Genomic DNA, 18980 nt, shown 5'->3' with positions numbered 1-18980 from the left:
AGAAAAGGGGGCGATGCGCCGCCCCCTTCGTGATCGTGAGTGTCTAAGCTTTCGTCTGATCCTCAGACCTTCATGTCAAAACCAAGCGCCTTGGCGACGGTGAAAATGTCTTTGTCGCCGCGCCCACACATGTTCATGCAGATGATGTGATCCTTGGGCAGATCTGGTGCGATCTTCATCACATGCGCCAGCGCGTGGCTGGGTTCGAGCGCGGGAATGATCCCTTCAAGCGCGCAGCTCAGCTGGAACGCCTCAAGCGCCTCTTTATCGGTGATCGACACATATTGCGCGCGGCCAATGTCGTGCAGCCAGGAATGTTCGGGCCCGATACCGGGGTAATCCAGACCGGCCGAGATAGAGAAGCCTTCGAGGATCTGACCGTCGTCGTCCTGCAACAGGTAGGTGCGGTTCCCGTGGAGCACGCCGGGGCGGCCACCGGTCAATGACGCGCAATGCTCCATCTTTTCGTTCACGCCCTTGCCGCCGGCTTCGACGCCGATGATATTGACGTCTTTGTCATCAAGGAACGGATAGAACAGCCCCATCGCGTTCGACCCGCCACCGATCGCGGCGACCAGCGTGTCGGGCAGACGGCCTTCGGCGGCGTCCATCTGTTCGCGCACTTCCTTGCCGATGATCGCCTGAAAGTCGCGGACCATCGCCGGATAGGGGTGCGGCCCTGCGACCGTGCCGATGCAATAGAATGTGTCGCGCACATTGGTGACCCAATCGCGCAACGCGTCGTTCATCGCATCTTTCAGCGTCCCACGGCCCGAGGTGACGGGGATCACTTCGGCGCCCAGCAGACGCATGCGGAAGACGTTGGGGGCCTGCCGTTCAACATCATGCGCGCCCATATAGACAACGCATTGCAGACCGAACTTGGCACAGACGGTGGCCGTGGCCACACCGTGCTGGCCCGCACCGGTTTCCGCGATGATCCGTTTCTTGCCCATGCGCCGCGCCAGAATGATCTGGCCCAACACGTTGTTGATCTTATGCGCGCCGGTGTGGTTCAGCTCGTCGCGCTTCATGTAAACCTTGGCACCGCCCAGATGTTCGGTCAGACGCTCTGCGAAATACAGCGGGCTGGGGCGACCGACATAGTGGGTCCACAGGTCGTCCATCTCGGCCCAAAAGCTGTCGTCCGTCTTGGCCTTTTCATATTCCGCTTCCAGTTCGAGGATCAGCGGCATCAGGGTTTCCGACACAAACCGCCCCCCAAAATCGCCAAAGCGGCCATTCTCGTCAGGTCCGGTCATGAAAGAGTTGAAAAGATCGTTGTCCATGGAGGTGCTCCTTGCGCTTGGCGACCAGCCTTAACGCCCCCGCCGCGACAGGTAAAGACGGGGCGGGGGCGGCGAAGGGCCCGTACCGCCCCTCGCCCGTAAAACGCCACGGAAAATTGCAGTTTTCCGAACCGGGGTTTTGGAAATACACCGCCCGTGTGGCGCGCCGCTAGTCAAAGAGCTTGAACAGCCCGCGCCGCAGCTCGTCCTCTACCTTTTGTTTCACCGCATCCTCGACCGATTGCCCGTCCTGCCGCGATACGCCCAGTTCCTCCTCCAGCTTTTCGTTCAGCTTTTGGCGGGCCTGTTCCTTTTCCTTGGCAAAGTTCATGTCCAGCGCCGCCTGCAAATCCGGCTTGATCTGCGGTGCGGCCCACGGCCCGAAGATACGCACCGGAATGGCCAGCCCCCGATCGCCGTTCACCCGCAGTGCCTTGGGCGTGACGGTATAATCAAGCGTCTGCGCCCCCAGCCCCACCTGCCCCGTGCCCGTGGCGGTAAAGTTCGGCAGCTGCATCAGCAGGTCGTCGTTGCGCAGCACGCCTTGATCCATGTCGAATGTCGCGGCAAGGGAATCGAAGACCGTCGTGCCACCCTCGACATCGAAATTGCCCATCAGCGCATCAAGGTCGATCCCCTCGATATGCCCACGCCCGACATTCACCGCGCCCGATCCGCTAAGCGACCGCATGATCGCGTCCAGCGATGCGCCGGACCCGAGGAAAGATACCTCTGCATCGCCGGTACCGTGGAACCGGCCCAGCCCTGCGGTCTGTTGCAGCAAAGGCTGCATGGCGATGGAGGTCGCGTTCAGCGCCCCGCCCACCGACAGGCCGTTGCGGTTGTTGACCACGAACTCGCCACTGATCACACCGGCATAGGCCCTGATCTCGCGCAGCTCGGCGACCAGACGCGACCGGTCGTTGCGCAGCAATACGCGCGTCGCGCCCAAGCTTAGCGTGCCCAGATCAATGCTATCTGCCCGCAGCGCGATCTCGCCGTTGAAGGCGGAAAGCGCGGACGCATCAATCGGTGCTTTCGACCAACCAGTCGGGGACGCAGGCGCGGGGGTGGCGGACGCGGGCGCGGTGCCACTGGGGGCGCTGCCCGCAAAGCCGGTCAGGTCCAGCGCACCGACGTTGATCTGCGCGTTCACATCGGGCGTGCCGTTCAGCGTGATATCCGCCGCACCGGTCAGGGCGTTCCCGCCCAGATCGGCCACCACCTCGCGCAGGGCCAAGCGCCGGTCGGGCGTCAGGGTCAGATCAAGGTTGATATCCGCCGTCTTTCCCAAGCCCTGCGGCAGTGCGATGTCACCCACCCCGAGCGCTGCCAGAAAACGCCCCGTGTCCGACGTCTTGAGCCAAAGATCCCCCGCAACAGCGCCGGTCAGCCCCGCCCGTCCGGTCAGCGAGACGCCGCCGCCCTTGGTGTCCACACGGGCACGCAGCGGGCGGATGTCGCCGTTCAGGAATTGGTCAAACCGGTTGATCGTCGCCTCGATCGACACACGATCGGCCGCGGGGCGCAGGGCGGCCTTGATCACCGCATCGCCCGCCCGTTCGGGCCAGTCGAGCGACAGGTCCACACCGTCAAATCGCACCAGATCGCTGCCCTCGGCATCATAGATCAACGTGGCGTCGGTGATATTGAGCCGCTGGATCGTCAGCGGGCGCGGGCTGCGCGCAGGCGCGGTCGGAGCGGTCTCGATGGCTGCCTCGCCGCCGCCGTCGCTGAACTGCCAGCTGGCGCGCCCGTCGCGGCGTTGCTCCAGCCGGATGGTGGGGCTTTGCGCTTCAATGTTGGTGATCTTGATCTCGCCCCGGATCAGCGCCATCGCATCAACCCCGATGGCGGCATTGGCGGCCGAGAGCATCGCCCCATCCTTGGCCCAATCGGCGTTCCCGACCTCGAGCCCGCCTGCGGTCACCCCCAGCACCGGCCAGAAGGTCAGCCCCACATCGCCCGTGATCGTGACCTCGCGCCCTGTCAGGTTGCGCAGCTGGTCCGCCGCGATTCGCGCAATACGGTCGGCGGGCAGCAAGAACAGCGACCCCACCGCGACCACCAAAATCAGCAGCAGTATGCCAATTGCCCGAATAATCCACTTCATCGCCCGTCTCCTTGCCTGATGCGGGGCCTTTCCCAGACCCTTTGCATGGCTTATAGCGCAGTTCATGAGCACAAACCCACCAAATCTACGCCCCGATCTTGCGCCAAAGGCCCAGATCAGCAATCCGTCCCGCCCCGGCCAGCCGACCATCGGCATGGTATCGCTGGGCTGCCCCAAGGCGCTGGTCGACAGCGAACGGATTTTGACGCGCCTGCGCGCCGAAGGCTACGGCGTGTCGCCGGACTACGCCGGGGCGGATGCGGTGATTGTGAACACCTGCGGGTTCCTTGATTCCGCCAAGGCCGAAAGCCTTGACGCGATTGGCGAGGCGCTGAACGAAAATGGCAAAGTGATCGTGACCGGCTGCCTCGGGGCCGAGCCGGATTATATCCGCGAACATCACCCGCGTATTCTGGCCGTCACCGGCCCGCACCAATATGAACAGGTGCTGGACGCGGTGCATGGGGCCGTGCCGCCTTCGCCCGATCCGTTTATCGATCTGCTGCCCGCGCAGGCCGTCAGCCTGACGCCGCGCCACTACAGCTATCTGAAGATCTCGGAGGGCTGTAACCACAAGTGCAAGTTCTGCATCATCCCCGACATGCGCGGCCGCCTGCAATCGCGCCCTGCCCATGCGATCCTGCGCGAGGCTGAAAAGCTGGTGCAGAACGGCGTGAACGAACTGCTGGTGATCTCTCAGGATACCTCGGCCTACGGCGTCGATATCAAACATGCCGAAGACCGTGGCCATCGCGCGCATATCACCGATCTGGCGCGTGATCTGGGGTCGCTCGGGGCGTGGGTACGGCTGCATTACGTCTACCCCTACCCCCATGTGCGCAACCTGATCCCGCTGATGGCTGAAGGTCTGGTGCTGCCCTATCTGGATATTCCCTTCCAGCATGCACATCCCGACGTGCTGAAACGCATGGCCCGCCCTGCGGCGGCGGCTAAGACGCTGGATGAAATTGCCGCGTGGCGTGACACCTGCCCCGACATCACCCTGCGGTCGACTTTCATCGTTGGCTACCCCGGCGAGACAGAGGCAGAGTTCCAGACCCTGCTGGATTGGCTTGACGAGGCGCAGCTGGATCGCGTGGGCTGTTTTCAGTACGAAAACGTTGACGGGGCGCGGTCAAATGCGCTTCCCGATCACGTGCCGGACGAGGTCAAACAGGACCGCTGGAACCGCTTTATGGAGAAGGCGCAAGCCATCTCGGCCGCCAAGCTGGAAGCCAAAGTGGGTCGCCGCATGGATGTGATCATCGACGAGATCGACGACGAGGCCGCCACCTGCCGCACAAAGGCAGACGCGCCAGAGATCGACGGCAACCTGTTCATCGACGAAGGGTTCGAAAACCTGAGCGTTGGCCAGATCGTGACCGTCGAAGTCGAAGAAGCCGGCGAATACGATCTTTGGGGGCGCGTGGTCTAGGCCACCGCTCTCCCCCTTTCTCAACCATGGAACAAAGCAAGCGCCTTGGCGTTCCTATTCGCGCAGGTAGACCCGATTGCAGGCGCAGCCCATGTTGTGGAAATTGTAAATCCGCACCCTACATATAGACAAATGATGGCGTATCAGAGGTGAAACCCTTGAAAAGCGCACGCGATGTTCTATATATGTTCCAACCAGAACAAGGGGGCCTATACGATGTCCTACCAACCGCAGTTTCCCGGCATGTTCGATCCCGACAACGGGGCCGTACCTGCCCATGCAGAAGATTCAGCCCGCGACGCGCGCGCCGCTTTGCCGCCGACGGAAAAGCAGATGCACTATGCTACCTCGCTTAGCCTCAAGACTGGCGCGCCTGTGCCGAAACGGGCGTTGACCGATCGTGCCGCGCTGTCTGAATGGATCGACGCCCATAAACCCAAGCCGGTGGACGGGCCGTTTTCGCAGTATCCCTCGTCAAAGCAGGTCGCTTTTGCCGAACGCATCGCCCGCCTGAAGCGCCGCGATATCCCGCAGGAATGTTTCCGCGACAAGACGATGATGTCGCGCTGGATCGACGGCAATAAACCCCGTTGATCCGGACGCGCGCCGCGCGTCGGCATAACCTCCTATACGAATGGATAGGTCGAGATACCAAAGCGCCATTAATTAGACGAAATCTGACATGGGAATGTTGCAAACGGGTGCTAGATTTGACCTATGGCTTATCCGCACCCAACCGCTGACACTCTCGCCGATGGCACGATCCACGTGTTGGGTCTGGGATTTGCGATACCGGCAACAATCCTGCTGACAACCTATGCTGCAAGCCAGGGGGAGCAGCTTACACCGACGCTGGTTTATGCGGCCTGCTTCGTTCTGTCGCTTCTGGCTTCGGCGATTTACCACCTTTTGCCGTTTGATCGTACCCGCGCCCTGCTGGGGCGGATTGACCATGCGGCGATCTACTTCAAGATCGCGGGCACCTACACACCGTTTGTTGTGCTCATCGGAACGGGGTTCGCCTATGGCATCCTCGCCGTGGTCTGGGCGCTGGCCATTATCGGCGCGGTCGCCAAACTGTCTTTCTGGAGCACGGAGTCCAGAGCGTCGCTGTATCTCTATCTTGGCATGGGGTGGCTGTCTGTGCTGCTGGTCTGGCCGATGTGGCAAAACCTGCCTACCACGGCGCTGACGCTGATTGGCATCGGCGGGTTGATCTATACGCTGGGGACGATCGTCTTTGCACACCCCGGCATGCGCTTTCAGAATGCGATCTGGCACAGCTTTGTGCTTGCCGCCTCTATCTGCTTTTTCGCCGCCATCTCTATCAGCTTGTAAGCCCGTGTCAGGCCGCGTCCAGATAGGCGCGCACGCAGGATTGCACGTGGCGGAACCGGTCACCGCCCAGATGTTTCCCGCCGTACCAGCGCGTGACCACGATCAGGTGATCCTCCAGACCCTCACGCTCTAGCATCCGGATGATCACCATCCCCGCACCGGATTCCCCATCATCGCCTTTCAGCGGGCCGCCGTCTGACAGCAGCACCGCCCAGGTGTTGTGGGTTGCCTTGGCATAGGATTTATCGCGCTTGAGCTCTTTCAGCGCAGCATCCACGGCGGCGCGATCGGACGCGGGGCAGCCTGACACGGCATATTTGGACCCGCGGTCCGTCAGTATCTGACCAAGCTGCTTCATGCGGTGCCGTTATAGCCCCGCCGCGGTCCGCCGTACGGTATCCAGACGCGATGCATTGGGCGGGTGCGTGCCCAGGAAACGGTCACCGGGGTCAGGAATACGGGTAAAGAATTCGGCCCCCCGCAGCGGGTTATACCCTGCGCGTGCGGTGATAATGGTGCCCAAGGCGTCTGCCTCAAGCTCGAAGTCTTTGGAATAGGTCCGCGCGCCCACCTGCGCCCCAAGGCGCTGTGCCGATTCGACCGCAGTGGCATCGCCCCCGCTCAGCGTGGCGAGACCGGCAAAGATCACCGCACCGGCGACCGCGTTCTGCTGCTGGCGCGCGATATGCCCTTCGATGTGGTGGGCAGCTTCGTGCCCCATGACAAAGGCAAGCTCGTCCTCGTTACGCGCATCCGCGATCAGGGCGAGGGTGAAGGCGATGACCGGACGCCCGGCCTTATCCTCGGTTTGGTAGGCGTTGGCGGGCTGGCCGGGGCGGTCATCGACCACGATGTTGAAATCGCAATTCACCTGCGAGGTCCGCACGCGACATTCGCGTTCAGCGACAGGTTCGACCGTTTGCAACACGCGGATAAAGCTGCGGGCGGATTCATTGGCGGAAAAACTAGCGGGTTGCCCTTGCTCGGGTTGGGTGGAGACAGGCCCCGACATGGTCGTCGGTTCGCAGGCAGCCATAAATGCCGCAGCGGCCAGAGCAAGACAGTATCTCAACATCACGTAACGCATCCTCAAAAGGGCAACGAATAGATCTGCCACCGTTTTAACGCGGCGGCGCGGATTTGAACAGACGGCGCAGTGCTGCTCTTGCATTGGACCACCGAAAGAATACTGTGCCTTCATGTTTACGATTGAACACGAATTCGATGCCAGTGTGATCACTCTGATCGACGAAGGCAAAGCACCCTTGCGTGAAGATGTGACGGTGCAGGCCTTTGCCAGCGTTATCACATTCGAGCAATGGGACCCGCGCACCAACTCTGTCTGCAAGATCAGCCTCTCGCCCGAACAGCTGCACGATCTGACAGCCGCGCTGAACCTGCCCGAGGGCATCTACCGCACCGCGCCCAAGCGGTAACCAAAGGACACGCAATGGCCACTGGCACACATATCAAGACATTTTACGAAGGCAGTTGGCACGAGGGTGACATCTCTGTCATCAAGGCCGCGGACCACGGTGCATGGCTGGGCACGACCGTATTTGACGGGGCGCGGCTGTTCGACGGTCTCAGCCCCGATCTGGAGGCGCATTGCGCGCGGATCAACCGGTCGGCCAAGGCACTGATGATCACCCCCACGGTCGAGACCGCCGATATGGTCGAGATGGTACGCGAGGGTCTGAAAAGCTACCCCAAGGACGCCGCCGTCTATATCCGCCCGATGTATTGGGCGCTGGCGGGCGACGAGCTGGGGATCGTGCCATTAAAGGACGCGACCGGTTTTGCCATCAGCCTTGAACAGATCCCTATGGCGGCACCCGATGCGGCCACGACGCTGACACGGACCCGTTTCCGGCGTCCCGTGCTTGAAGACAACGTCGTCAACGCCAAGGCGGGCTGCCTTTATCCCAACAACGCCCGCATGATGGTTGAAGCCCGCGCCAAAGGTTTTGGCAACGCGCTGGTCGCCGACGCCATGGGCAATGTCGCCGAATCGGCCTCTGCCAATGTGTTCATGGTCAAGGATGGCGAGGTGTTCACCCCGATCCCCAATGGCACGTTTCTGGCCGGTATCACCCGCGCGCGGCATATGTCGAACATGCGCGCCGACGGGATCAAGGTGCACGAAACAGTGCTTAGCTTTGATGACTTCCATGCCGCGGACGAGGTCTTTTTGTCCGGCAACATGATGAAGGTCACGCCGGTCAAAGCGTTTGACGACACGCAGTACCAGATCGGCCCCATGACCCGCCGCGTGCGCGAGATGTATTGGGATTGGGCGGCCTCTGACCGTGGCTGACCCCGCCCCCCGCCGTTCAACAGGAGGATGCTATGCGTAAGTTTATGGTTGTGCTGGATGACAGCCGCGAATGCCTGAACGCCATGCGATTTGCCGCGATGCGGGCGTCCAACTCTGGCGGCGGGGTGGTGGTGCTGTCGGTCATCCCGCCTGACGAATTCAATCACTGGATCGGTGTGGCCGAGGTCATGCGCGAGGAAGCCCGCGAAAGGATCGAGGTGCATTTCGAGGTCTTCGCCAAATGGATGCGCGACCGGCTGAACGTGGAGCCCGCGCTGGTTATTCGCGAAGGTGTGATCGTGGACGAGATCATCAACCAGCTGGCCGATGACCCCGAAGTCGGCGTGCTGGTCCTTGGCGCGGGCACCGACAAGAAATCTGGCCCCGGCCCCTTGGTGACCCAGCTTTCCCGCAACGCAGGCTCGCTGCCGGTGCCGATCACCATCGTTCCCGGTGACATGAGCAAAGAACGGCTCGAGATGATCACCTGAGGCGGCACCGCAGGCCGTCGCAAACTTAGAATCGTTCCAAACCTTGACTTGCGCGCGCTCAGGTCGCATATCTGCATCAACCCTTTCAGGAGCATGTGATGTTTATTCAGACCGAATCCACGCCCAACCCCGCAACGTTGAAATTCCTGCCCGGTCAGACCGTGCTGGAGATGGGCACCGCCGATTTCCCCGCCCCCGAAGCCGCCAGCGCCTCGCCTTTGGCCACGCGTCTGTTCGCTGTCGAAGGCGTGACCGGCGTGTTCTTCGGCACCGATTTCGTGACCATCACCAAGGCCGACGGGATCGAATGGGACCACCTGAAACCCGCCCTGCTTGGCGCGATTATGGAGCATTTTCAATCCGGTCAGCCAGTGATGGAAACCGGCCATGACCACGCGTCGGGCCATGCGGAGCATACGGGCGAAGACGGTGCGATCGTCGGCCAGATCAAGGAATTGCTGGACAGCCGCGTGCGCCCTGCCGTGGCACAGGACGGCGGCGACATCACCTTCCACGGGTTCGAGCGCGGCGTTGTCTATCTGCACATGCAAGGGGCCTGCGCGGGCTGCCCATCGTCCACATTGACGTTGAAAATGGGCATCGAGAACCTGCTGCGCCACTACATCCCCGAAGTAACCGAGGTACGCCCGGTTGCCTAAGACGCCTCTTCTCCTGGCGTTTGATACATCGGCCGCACATTGTGCGGCCGCTTTGCTGTCGGGCGACCAGATCATCGCCAGCGTCGAGGAACCGATGAACAAGGGTCAGGGCGAACGGCTGCTTGGCCTATGTGCCGAGGTGCTGGCCAGCGCAGATGTGGCCTATAGCGATCTGACAGCGATTGGCGTCGGCATCGGGCCGGGGAACTTCACCGGTATCCGCATCGCGGTCTCAGCCGCGCGCGGGCTCGCGCTTGGCCTTGGGGTGCCCGCGATAGGTGTTTCGCATCTTCAGGCGCTGGCCTTCGGGCATGACGGCGTTGTCATCAGCAGCATCGATGCGCGGCAGGACAAGCTGTTCGTGCAGGTGTTCGGCACGATGGACGACCGCGACCCTGTGATGTGTGGGCTGGATGATCTGCCTTCAGTGCCCTCGCGCGCTGATCCCGTCTGTGTGGGTCATCAGGCCGATATGATCGCAGCACTTTGTAACGGCACCGCCTTGCCCCCTTGTATGCCCGTGGCAGAGGCAACGGCACGCATTGCCGCCACGAAGCTTGGCACCCGGACCCCGCGCCCTGCCCCGCTGTATCTGCGCCCCGCCGATGCCGCCCCGGCCCGCGACACACCGCCCGCGATCTTTTCATGACGCCGCAGGATATGGCGCGGATTCACGCCGCCGCTTTTGTGCACGACCGTGCGTGGACGGCGCAAGAGATCGCCGATCTGCTGGCCTCCCCCTTTGTGACGTATCTGGCGGAACCGCAGGGCTTTGCCCTGACCCGCCTCATCGCGGGAGAGGCAGAGCTGCTGACCCTCGCCGTTGATCCCGCAGCCCAACGTCAGGGTATTGGCCGCCGCTTGCTGCAACGCTGGATGGACGGGCTTGAAACGCAGGCCGGCACCGCCTTTCTAGAGGTCGCCGCCGACAATACCGCTGCCATCGCACTTTACACTTCCGCAGGGTTTCGCCAGACGGCCACACGTCGCGGGTATTATCAGCGTAAAGATGCGCCATCCGTTGATGCATTGATCCTTTCGCGTCAGTTTACGCACGGTTAATAGGCAATATCATCCCCAAGCGCTTGAGAATCCGGTTGACCCTACCCATGGGCTACGCAGTATCGTACATCTGATCGACGGAACCGGGCGCAAGCGCGGAACTGCGACCGGGCAAAGGCTTCGCGCTTGCGCCCCAACACAATAAACCGGGAGACACTCCATGACCCTTATGACCAAATTCCTCGGCGCTGCTGCGGCCACGGCTCTTAGTGCCGGTGCGGCTCTGGCCGAACCCGCCCTAATCTTCGACCTTGGCGGCAAATTCGACAAATCCTTCAACGAAGCCGCCTTTGCTGGCGCGCAACGCTGGGCCGAAGAGACCGGTGAAAGCTTCCGCGAGATCGAACTGCAGTCCGAAGCACAGCGTGAACAGGCGCTGCGCCGTTTCGCCGAAGCGGGCTCCAACCCCATCGTGATGACCGGCTTTGCCTTTGGTGATGCGCTTGGTCAGGTTGCAGGCGATTACCCTGATACCGATTTTGTCATCATCGACATGGTTGTCGACGCACCCAACGTCCGTTCCGTTGTTTTCAACGAACACGAAGGCTCCTATCTGGTCGGCATGATGGCGGCGATGGCCTCTGAATCCAACACTGTCGGCTTTATCGGCGGCATGGACATCCCCCTGATCCGCAAATTCGCCTGCGGCTACGCCCAAGGCGTTCTGGCCGTGAACCCCGACGCGACCGTGATCTCGAACATGACAGGTTCGACCCCTGCCGCATGGAACGACCCCGTGAAAGGGTCCGAGCTGACCAAAGCGCAGATCAGCCAGGGTGCTGATGTTGTCTATGCCGCCGCGGGCGGCACAGGCGTTGGCGTTCTGCAAACCGCAGCCGACGAAGACATCCTGTCGATCGGCGTGGACAGCAACCAGAACCACCTGCACCCGGGCAAAGTCCTGACCTCGATGATCAAACGCGTGGACAATGCTGTGTTTGACGCGATGTCCGATGGTCCCGGCATGGAAAAAGGCTTTAACGTCATGGGCGTTGGCAACGAAGGCGTGGGCGTCGCGATTGACGAACACAACAAGGCACTGGTTACCGCTGAAATGCAGGCCGCTGTGGATGAAGCAGCAGCCAAGATCGCAGACGGGTCGCTTGAGGTACATGACTACATGTCCGACGACAGCTGCCCGAGCCTGAGCTTCTAAGCGTGAGCACTGCAACACATACGGAGCGGCAGGAAACTGCCGCTCCGGCGATCGAGCTGAAAGGCATCTCCAAGGCCTTTGGTCCGGTACAGGCCAATAAAGACATCTCTATCCGCGTCATGCCCGGCACGATCCATGGGGTCATCGGGGAAAACGGCGCGGGCAAATCGACGCTGATGTCGATCCTTTACGGATTCTACAAAGCCGACAAAGGCGACATCTTTATCGCCGGTAAAAAGACCGACATCCCTGACAGCCAGGCCGCGATTGCCGCAGGCATCGGGATGGTGTTCCAGCACTTCAAACTGGTTGAAAATTTCACGGTCCTGGAAAACATCATTCTGGGTGCCGAAGACGGGCGGCTGTTGAAACCGTCGCTGGCCAAGGCGCGCAAATCGCTGATGAAGCTGGCCGATGACTACGGGCTCAAGGTCGATCCCGACGCGCTGGTGCAAGACATCGGCGTCGGCATGCAGCAACGGGTGGAAATCCTCAAGGCGCTGTATCGTCAGGCCGATATCCTCATTCTGGATGAGCCCACCGGCGTACTGACCCCAGCCGAGGCGGACCAGCTGTTCCGCATCCTCGGGCGTCTGCGCTCCGAGGGGAAGACGATCATCCTGATCACCCACAAGCTGCGCGAGATCATGGAGACGACGGACACCGTATCGGTCATGCGCCGCGGCGAGATGACCGCCACCGTCAAGACCGCCGAAACCTCGCCCGCCGAACTGGCGGAGCTGATGGTCGGCCGCAAGGTTCTGCTGCGTGTCGACAAGAAACCCGCGGCCCCCGGTCCGGTCATTCTGGATGTCGAAGGGCTGCGCGTCGTTGATGACAAGGGCGTCGAGCGTCTGCGCGGCATCGATCTGCAAGTCCGCGCGGGCGAAATCCTTGGCGTTGCGGGGGTGGCCGGCAATGGCCAGTCCGAACTGCTTGAGGTTCTGGGCGGATACCAGACCGGCAAGGGCAGCGTGCGCGTCAATGGCACGGCACTGGACCTGACCGGCAACAAATCCGACGGCCAATCCCGCCGCAACCACGGCATCGCCCACGTCCCCGAAGACCGCCAGCGCGAAGGTCTGATCATGGAGTATCAGGCGTGGGAAAACACCGCCTTCGGCTATCACAAAGACCCTGCCTACCGCAGCGGCATGTTGATGGACAACGCCGCGATCAAGGCCGACACCGTCGAAAAGATGGAACGTTTCGACGTGCGTCCGCCAAACCCCAAACTGGCGGCCAAGAACTTTTCCGGCGGGAACCAGCAAAAGATCGTTCTGGCGCGCGAGATCGAACGCAACCCCGACCTGCTGCTGATCGGCCAGCCGACCCGTGGTGTGGATATCGGCGCGATCGAATTCATCCACGAACAGATCGTCGCCCTGCGCGATCAGGGCAAGGCGATCCTGCTGGTCTCGGTCGAGCTGGAAGAGATTCTCGCACTCAGCGACCGGGTGGCTGTCATGTTCGACGGTCAGGTCATGGGCATCCGAGACGCCAGCCAGACCGATGAAAAGGAACTGGGCTTGCTGATGGCGGGCATCACCGATACCGATGCGCCCCATTCCATCGAAGAGATCGAAGACAATCTGGCCCATGCGGGCGGCGATCCGCATAAGGAAGTGTAACATGGACGTAATGCCAAAATGGGCCGAGGTCGTCCTCGTGCCTTTGATTTCGCTATTGCTGGCAGCGATCCTGTCGGCGTTGGTCATTCTGGGCATCGGGGAAGACCCCGTTGCTGCCGTCAAACTGATGGTGTCCGGCGCATTGGGCAGCACCTATGGCTGGGGCTATACGCTGTATTACGCCACGAACTTCATGTTCACAGGCCTTTGCGTTGCCATCGCCTTTCACGCGCGGCTGTTCAATATCGGTGGTGAAGGCCAGGCGATGCTGGGCGGTTTGGGCGTGGCGCTGGCCTGTCTGTATATCCCGTGGCCCCATTGGTCGCTGGCCCTGATCGGTGCGGCTGCGATGGCTGCCGTGTTCGGCGCCGCCTGGGCCGCGATCCCCGCGTTCCTGCAGGCCAAACGGGGTAGCCATATCGTGATCACCACGATCATGTTCAACTTTATCGCGGCGGCGGTGCTGAACTATATTCTGGTCAATATGCTGCGCCCCCAAGGCAGCATGGACCCCGCAACGGCGCGCTTTCCTGACGCGACCAAGCTGCCGACGCTGCATGATATCCTTGCCCCGCTGGGGATCGAGTTTTCCAAGGCAGCGCCCGCCAATATCTCGCTTCTGGTGGCGGTTGCGGCCTGTATCTTCCTGTGGGTGCTGATCTGGCGCACGCGGCTGGGGTATGAGATCCGCGCCTATGGCCATTCGGAATCGGCCGCGAAATACGCCGGTATCTCTCCGGTCAAGATCACGATGATCGCGATGATCATCTCGGGTGGTTTGGCGGGCATGATGGCGATCAACAACGTCATGGGCGAGGCTGAACGGCTGGTGCTGAACGCCACGGAAGGCGCGGGCTTTATCGGGATCGCTGTGGCGCTGATGGGGCGCAGCCATCCTCTGGGCGTTTTCCTTGCCGCGATCCTGTTCGGGTTCCTCTATCAGGGTGGTGCTGAACTGGCGCTCTGGACCTCGATCCCGCGCGAGCTGATCGTCGTCATTCAGGCGCTGGTGATCCTCTTTACCGGAGCGCTGGATAACATGGTGCGTATGCCGCTCGAGAAGATCTTTCTGGCGCTGCGCGCCGCACGGGCCCCCAAGCCCGAACGCAAACCGGTGGAGCCTGCTGAATAATGGATTATATCACGCTCATCCAACTGTTCGACAGCACCGTGCGCCTTGCCACACCGCTGCTACTGGCCTGCCTTGCCGGTCTGTTTTCCGAACGCGCCGGTATTTTCGACATCGGCCTTGATGGCAAGATGCTGGCGGCGGCGTTCTTTTCGGCGGCCGTGGCGTCGCTGACGGGGAACGTCTGGCTGGGGCTGCTGGCCGGCATCGCCGCGTCGATGGCGCTGAGCCTGCTGCACGGGCTTGCCTCCATCACCTTCCGCGGCAACCAGCTGATTTCCGGCGTCGCGATCAACTTTCTTGCCGCCGGTCTGACGGTGCTGATCGCGCAAGACTGGTTCCAGCAAGGCGGTCGCACGCCGTCGCTGATCGGCGGGGCGCGGTTCAATCCGATCACCCTGCCCTTTGCCGATGACATTGCCCAGACCCCGATCATCGGCCCGCTCTATGCCGAGCTGATCTCGGGTCATTCGATCCTTGTCTACCTCGCCTTCCTCGCGGTCCCTGCGACATGGTGGCTGCTGTATCGGACACGCTTTGGCCTGCGTCTGCGCGCTGTGGGCGAAAACCCCGCTGCGGTGGATACCGCAGGGGTTTCCGTTATCGGGCTGCGCTATGCTGCGGTGCTGATCTGTGGCGTGCTTTGCGGTATTGCCGGTGCCTACCTCAGCACGGCGCTGCAGGCCGGCTTCATCAAGGATATGTCCGCAGGCCGTGGCTATATCGCGCTGGCGGCACTGATCTTTGCCAAGTGGCGCCCGTGGTACGCGCTGTGGGCCACGCTGCTGTTCGGCCTGTTCGGCGCGCTGGAAACCCGCCCCGACGTGATCGAGGCATTGGTGAACTTCAAGGTTCAGGGCCAATTGCTGGCCGCCCTGCCCTATGTGATGACCGTGATCATCCTCGCGGGCTTTGTCGGCAAGGCGATCCCGCCCCGTGCCGGCGGCGAGCCCTACGTCAAAGAGCGTTAACGCTCCCCGCGCCGTCGCAAATTGCGGCGGCGCAGCATCCACGATTGATTTCAACCTTTGGATCGGTCTAACTGCTTCTATGCAAATTTACCTGCCCATTGCCGAGCTGTCGGTCAACGCGTTCCTCCTTTTGGGGTTGGGCGGTATCGTGGGCGTTCTATCCGGCATGTTCGGCGTCGGGGGCGGATTTCTGATCACGCCGCTGCTGTTCTTCATCGGCATCCCCCCTGCGGTGGCTGTGGCGACCGGCGCGAACCAGATCGTTGCCTCCTCCTTCTCGGCGCTGCTGGTGCATCTGAAACGCAAGACGGTGGATCTGCGCATGGGCAGCGTGCTGCTGGCGGGCGGGCTGGTCGGGGCCGCGGCGGGCGTCACCATCTTCAACTACCTCAAATCGCTGGGTCAGGTCGATCTGCTGGTCAACCTGTGCTATGTCGTTTTCCTTGGCATCATCGGTGGGCTGATGCTGATTGAATCGCTGAATGCGATGTACAAGACCCGCAGCGGCAAACGCCCCCCGCGCAAGAAACACACGTGGATCCAGAAGCTGCCGTTCAAGATGCGCTTTCGGGTCACGGGGCTTTATATCTCGGTCATCCCACCGCTGCTGGTCGGGGCGTTTGTTGGGCTTTTGGCCGCGATCATGGGCGTGGGCGGCGGCTTTATCATGGTGCCGGCGATGATCTATCTGCTGGGGATGCCGACCAAGGTGGTTGTCGGGACCTCACTGTTCCAGATCATCTTTGTGGCTGCGTTTACCACGATGCTGCACGCCACCACCAACTATACCGTCGACATCGTACTGGCCGTGCTGCTGCTGATCGGCGGGGTGATCGGCGCACAGTTCGGGACCAGCCTTGGCACCAAGCTCAAGGCGGAACAGCTGCGGATCCTGCTTGCACTTCTGGTGCTGGTCGTCTGCGGCAAGCTGGCGCTGGAACTGTTGCTGCAGCCGGCAGAGCTTTATTCCGTCGGGTTCACATCATGATCCGTCTGCGTGCCCTTTTGGTGGCGGCGCTGGCCTGCCTGTCTTTCTCCGCCACCGCGGATGAGGCGATTGTGCTGGGCCTGAACCAAAGCGAAGTCTCTATCTCCACCAATTTCAACGGGTCCGAGATCATCATCTTCGGGGCCGTCAAACGCGAGACCCCGATCCCCGAAGGCCCCGAGCTTGAGGTCGTGGTGACCGTGTCCGGCCCGTCGGCCCCCGTCACGGTGCGGCGCAAGGAAAAGACCTTTGGCATCTGGGTGAACACCGCCGCCGTAGAGGTAGACCGCGCCCCCAGCTTCTATGCCGTCGCCACCAGTGGCCCCTTGCAGGACGTGCTGAACCGCACCGAGGACCTGCGCTATAAAATCTCTGTCCCGCGGGCGATCCGGTCGGTCGGTGCGCCGATGAATATCGAGGATTCCGCCGCCTTCTCGGACGCACTGGTGCGCATCCGCAGCAAGGCGAACCAGTACCAACTGGACGAGGAAGGCGTGACCGTGGACGAACAGACCCTGTTCCGCGCGACGGTGCAGCTGCCCGCCTCCTTGATCGAAGGCGATTACAACACCCGCATTTTCCTGACCCGTGGCGGGTCCGTCGTGGCGCAATACGGGACGTTGATCGACGTTCGCAAGGTCGGGCTGGAACGCTGGCTTTTCAACCTGTCGCGCGAAAATGCGCTGGTCTACGGGCTGCTATCGCTGGCGATTGCCATCGCGGCGGGCTGGGGGGCCTCTAGCCTTTTTGCGGCGCTGCGCCGCTAGGCCGGATCATCTGTCTGGGCCTCAAGGCTCAGCGGGGCGGCAGGGGCCGCGCGCAGATCATCCACCCGCAGCATTCCGGACGGTTTTGACAGGCGGTTGCGCACGACCCAGATCAGCCGCTCTTGCGCGCGGGTGATCGCCACATAGGCTAGCCGCTTCCACAGCGGTTGCCCCGCCTCTGACCGGCCCATCCGCGCCGCTGCATAAAGGTCGGGCGCAAAGACCTGCACCGTGTCCCACTGGCTGCCCTGCGCCTTATGGATCGTCACCGCCGCCCCATGCAAAAACGTCGCCCCCATGCGCGCGGCAAAAGGGATGAAGGGTTCTTCCTCGTCCGGTTTTTCGATCTTCACGATCGACGCGGCAGAGATTTGCGGGTCTTCCGCGCCCATCACATGCAGGCGGCTAAAGCCCGGCTTGCGCCCTGCCCCCAGATAAACGACCTGCGCGCCCTTGATCAGGCCGCGCGCTTCAAGGTCGAGCCGTTTCTTGCGGTGTTTCAACGGCAGCTCGATCCCGTCGCAGATCAGCGGCTCCCCCTCCAGCAGCGCGTCTTCGGGCGCGCCATAGACCGACCGGAAAGCGTTGATCAGCCGGATGCGCGTGGCATTGCGCCAGACCAGCACAGGCGACCGCGCCATCAAGTCCACTTCTACCCGCTGGCCCCAGACGACACGGTCGTCCTTCTTTGACGCGTCTTCGACCATACGCTCGAACTGTTCAAAGCTCAGGTCAGGGTCGGCAAGCGCATGGGCCAAATCAAGGATCGGGTTGTCGGCCTGCTGCCGGTGAATTCGGCTAAGGTTCAGCACCCGTTCCTTGGGCAGCTTTTCAAACACCATCGTGCCCGACTGCCCCACCGGAGCCAACTGCGCCGGATCGCCAAACAGCAGCAACGTCGGGAAGATCTCTTTCAAGTCCTCGAACTGTTTGTCGTCCAGCATCGAACTTTCATCGACAAACCCGATATCCAGCGGTTCCTCGCGACGCTTCCATCCGGTGATGAAATCGCTCCCGCGCAGACCCGCAGCGGCCAAGGCACCGGGAATGGATTTGTTATTCTCGTAGAACGCGAAGGCGCGGTCCAGCGAGACTTCGTTCATCCCCTCGATCACCGGGCGTTCACCGCTGCCCGCCAGCCATTCCGCGATGCGTTCATATTCGGGGTCATAGACCGGCGTATAGAGAATGCGGTGGATCGTCGTCGCGGGCACGCCACGCAGCCGCAGGACCGATGCCGCCTTGTTGGTGGGGGCCAGAATGGCAAGGGTGCGCTTGTCTTTCTTCTTGCGCTCGTAATCGCCCGAAACGATGTCGACGCCGGCATTTTCCAGCGCCTTGTACAGTTCTGCCAGCAGCAGGGTTTTGCCCGACCCCGCCTTGCCGGTCACCGCCAGCACTTGGTCCGCCCCGCCCGCAGGGGGCATCAGCAGATTGTCATCCAGATCGATGCCCGCATGGCGCAACATCTCGGTCACGCTGTCAAAGGCAGCCGCCTGATCGGCGGAATAGGTAAGGGCAGGTACTGTCATGGCGCGACCCTAATTCAGCGCGGCACCGGGGGCCAGATGGCATCGCCGCTATTCGCGCAATCAGCCCGTGCCAAACCGCCGCGTGATGCCAAATACGACAAC

At 61.8% G+C, this 18980-nt stretch carries 20 protein-coding genes; 15 read left to right on the top strand and 5 right to left on the bottom strand.

Annotated elements, in window-relative coordinates; genetic code table 11:
- Positions 1-62: 62 nt before the first annotated feature.
- Positions 63-1289, bottom strand: coding sequence for a tryptophan synthase subunit beta (gene trpB, locus ACTRWK_RS08135; RefSeq protein ID WP_289081420.1), 1227 nt, complete (start codon positions 1287-1289; stop codon positions 63-65).
- 169 nt (positions 1290-1458) lie between these two features.
- Positions 1459-3402 (bottom strand): AsmA family protein, encoded by a 1944-nt coding sequence (locus ACTRWK_RS08130; protein ID WP_289081421.1) that lies wholly within the window; start codon positions 3400-3402, stop codon positions 1459-1461.
- Positions 3403-3466: 64 nt separating this feature from the next.
- Between ACTRWK_RS08130 and rimO the strand changes: the two genes are divergently transcribed.
- From rimO to trhA, 3 genes are all read left to right on the top strand, one after another.
- On the top strand, positions 3467-4837 hold the full coding sequence (gene rimO / locus ACTRWK_RS08125; RefSeq protein ID WP_037943285.1) for a 30S ribosomal protein S12 methylthiotransferase RimO: 1371 nt from the start codon (positions 3467-3469) through the stop codon (positions 4835-4837).
- A 174-nt stretch (positions 4838-5011) separates the two neighbouring features.
- Positions 5012-5431, top strand: a complete 420-nt coding sequence (locus tag ACTRWK_RS08120) for a hypothetical protein (protein WP_005851574.1) — start codon at positions 5012-5014, stop codon at positions 5429-5431.
- Between the two features lie 123 nt (positions 5432-5554).
- Positions 5555-6175 carry a PAQR family membrane homeostasis protein TrhA gene (gene trhA, locus ACTRWK_RS08115; protein ID WP_289081422.1) on the top strand — a complete coding sequence of 207 codons (621 nt, stop codon included), beginning with the start codon at positions 5555-5557 and terminating at the stop codon, positions 6173-6175.
- A 7-nt stretch (positions 6176-6182) separates the two neighbouring features.
- Here the strand turns inward: trhA and ACTRWK_RS08110 are convergent, their stop codons facing one another.
- Positions 6183-6533: a YigZ family protein gene (locus ACTRWK_RS08110; RefSeq protein ID WP_005851570.1), complete on the bottom strand. Its 351-nt coding sequence runs from the start codon at positions 6531-6533 to the stop codon at positions 6183-6185.
- Positions 6534-6542: 9 nt separating this feature from the next.
- Positions 6543-7250, bottom strand: a complete 708-nt coding sequence (locus tag ACTRWK_RS08105; RefSeq protein WP_005851568.1) for a M48 family metallopeptidase — start codon at positions 7248-7250, stop codon at positions 6543-6545.
- A gap of 124 nt (positions 7251-7374) precedes the next feature.
- Here ACTRWK_RS08105 and ACTRWK_RS08100 point away from each other — a divergent pair, with 124 nt between their 5' ends.
- The 12 genes from ACTRWK_RS08100 (at position 7375) to ACTRWK_RS08045 (ending at position 17346) form a co-directional block, all read left to right on the top strand.
- Positions 7375-7611, top strand: coding sequence for a hypothetical protein (locus ACTRWK_RS08100; protein WP_005851566.1), 237 nt, complete (start codon positions 7375-7377; stop codon positions 7609-7611).
- Positions 7612-7625: 14 nt separating this feature from the next.
- Positions 7626-8492: a branched-chain amino acid aminotransferase gene (locus ACTRWK_RS08095; protein WP_005851564.1), complete on the top strand. Its 867-nt coding sequence runs from the start codon at positions 7626-7628 to the stop codon at positions 8490-8492.
- A 32-nt stretch (positions 8493-8524) separates the two neighbouring features.
- Complete coding sequence (locus ACTRWK_RS08090) at positions 8525-8983, top strand: universal stress protein (RefSeq protein ID WP_005851562.1); 459 nt, start codon at positions 8525-8527, stop codon at positions 8981-8983.
- 98 nt (positions 8984-9081) lie between these two features.
- Complete coding sequence (locus tag ACTRWK_RS08085; protein ID WP_005851560.1) at positions 9082-9642, top strand: NifU family protein; 561 nt, start codon at positions 9082-9084, stop codon at positions 9640-9642.
- The gene (gene tsaB / locus ACTRWK_RS08080; RefSeq protein ID WP_037943280.1) at positions 9635-10291 is read left to right on the top strand and encodes a tRNA (adenosine(37)-N6)-threonylcarbamoyltransferase complex dimerization subunit type 1 TsaB; all 657 of its coding nucleotides are present in this window, start codon (positions 9635-9637) and stop codon (positions 10289-10291) included. The genes ACTRWK_RS08085 and tsaB overlap by 8 nt, the downstream gene beginning before the upstream one ends.
- Positions 10288-10704, top strand: a complete 417-nt coding sequence (rimI, locus tag ACTRWK_RS08075; RefSeq protein WP_306285487.1) for a ribosomal protein S18-alanine N-acetyltransferase — start codon at positions 10288-10290, stop codon at positions 10702-10704. The genes tsaB and rimI overlap by 4 nt, the downstream gene beginning before the upstream one ends.
- Before the next feature lie 160 nt (positions 10705-10864).
- The gene (locus ACTRWK_RS08070) at positions 10865-11860 is read left to right on the top strand and encodes a BMP family lipoprotein (RefSeq protein WP_005851554.1); all 996 of its coding nucleotides are present in this window, start codon (positions 10865-10867) and stop codon (positions 11858-11860) included.
- Positions 11861-11862: 2 nt separating this feature from the next.
- A complete protein-coding gene (locus ACTRWK_RS08065) occupies positions 11863-13491 on the top strand; it encodes an ABC transporter ATP-binding protein (RefSeq protein ID WP_289081424.1) in 1629 nt (542 codons plus the stop codon).
- Position 13492: 1 nt separating this feature from the next.
- Positions 13493-14623: an ABC transporter permease gene (locus ACTRWK_RS08060; RefSeq protein ID WP_005851551.1), complete on the top strand. Its 1131-nt coding sequence runs from the start codon at positions 13493-13495 to the stop codon at positions 14621-14623.
- Entirely contained in the window at positions 14623-15591 is a 969-nt protein-coding gene (locus ACTRWK_RS08055) for an ABC transporter permease (RefSeq protein WP_005851549.1), read from the top strand. The genes ACTRWK_RS08060 and ACTRWK_RS08055 overlap by 1 nt, the downstream gene beginning before the upstream one ends.
- A 79-nt stretch (positions 15592-15670) precedes the next feature.
- A complete protein-coding gene (locus ACTRWK_RS08050; RefSeq protein ID WP_005851548.1) occupies positions 15671-16579 on the top strand; it encodes a sulfite exporter TauE/SafE family protein in 909 nt (302 codons plus the stop codon).
- On the top strand, positions 16576-17346 hold the full coding sequence (locus tag ACTRWK_RS08045) for a TIGR02186 family protein (protein WP_005851546.1): 771 nt from the start codon (positions 16576-16578) through the stop codon (positions 17344-17346). Before ACTRWK_RS08050 ends, ACTRWK_RS08045 begins: the two co-directional genes overlap by 4 nt.
- Here ACTRWK_RS08045 and ACTRWK_RS08040 read toward each other — a convergent pair.
- Entirely contained in the window at positions 17343-18878 is a 1536-nt protein-coding gene (locus ACTRWK_RS08040; protein ID WP_009826060.1) for an ATP-dependent DNA helicase, read from the bottom strand. The genes ACTRWK_RS08045 and ACTRWK_RS08040 overlap by 4 nt on opposite strands.
- Positions 18879-18980: the final 102 nt, after the last annotated feature.

This window comes from Sulfitobacter sp. G5_S2_6_S6 (assembly GCF_054968505.1).
The sequence above is the reverse complement of the archived record's forward strand: the minus strand, read 5'-3'. Positions and strand labels throughout refer to the sequence as shown.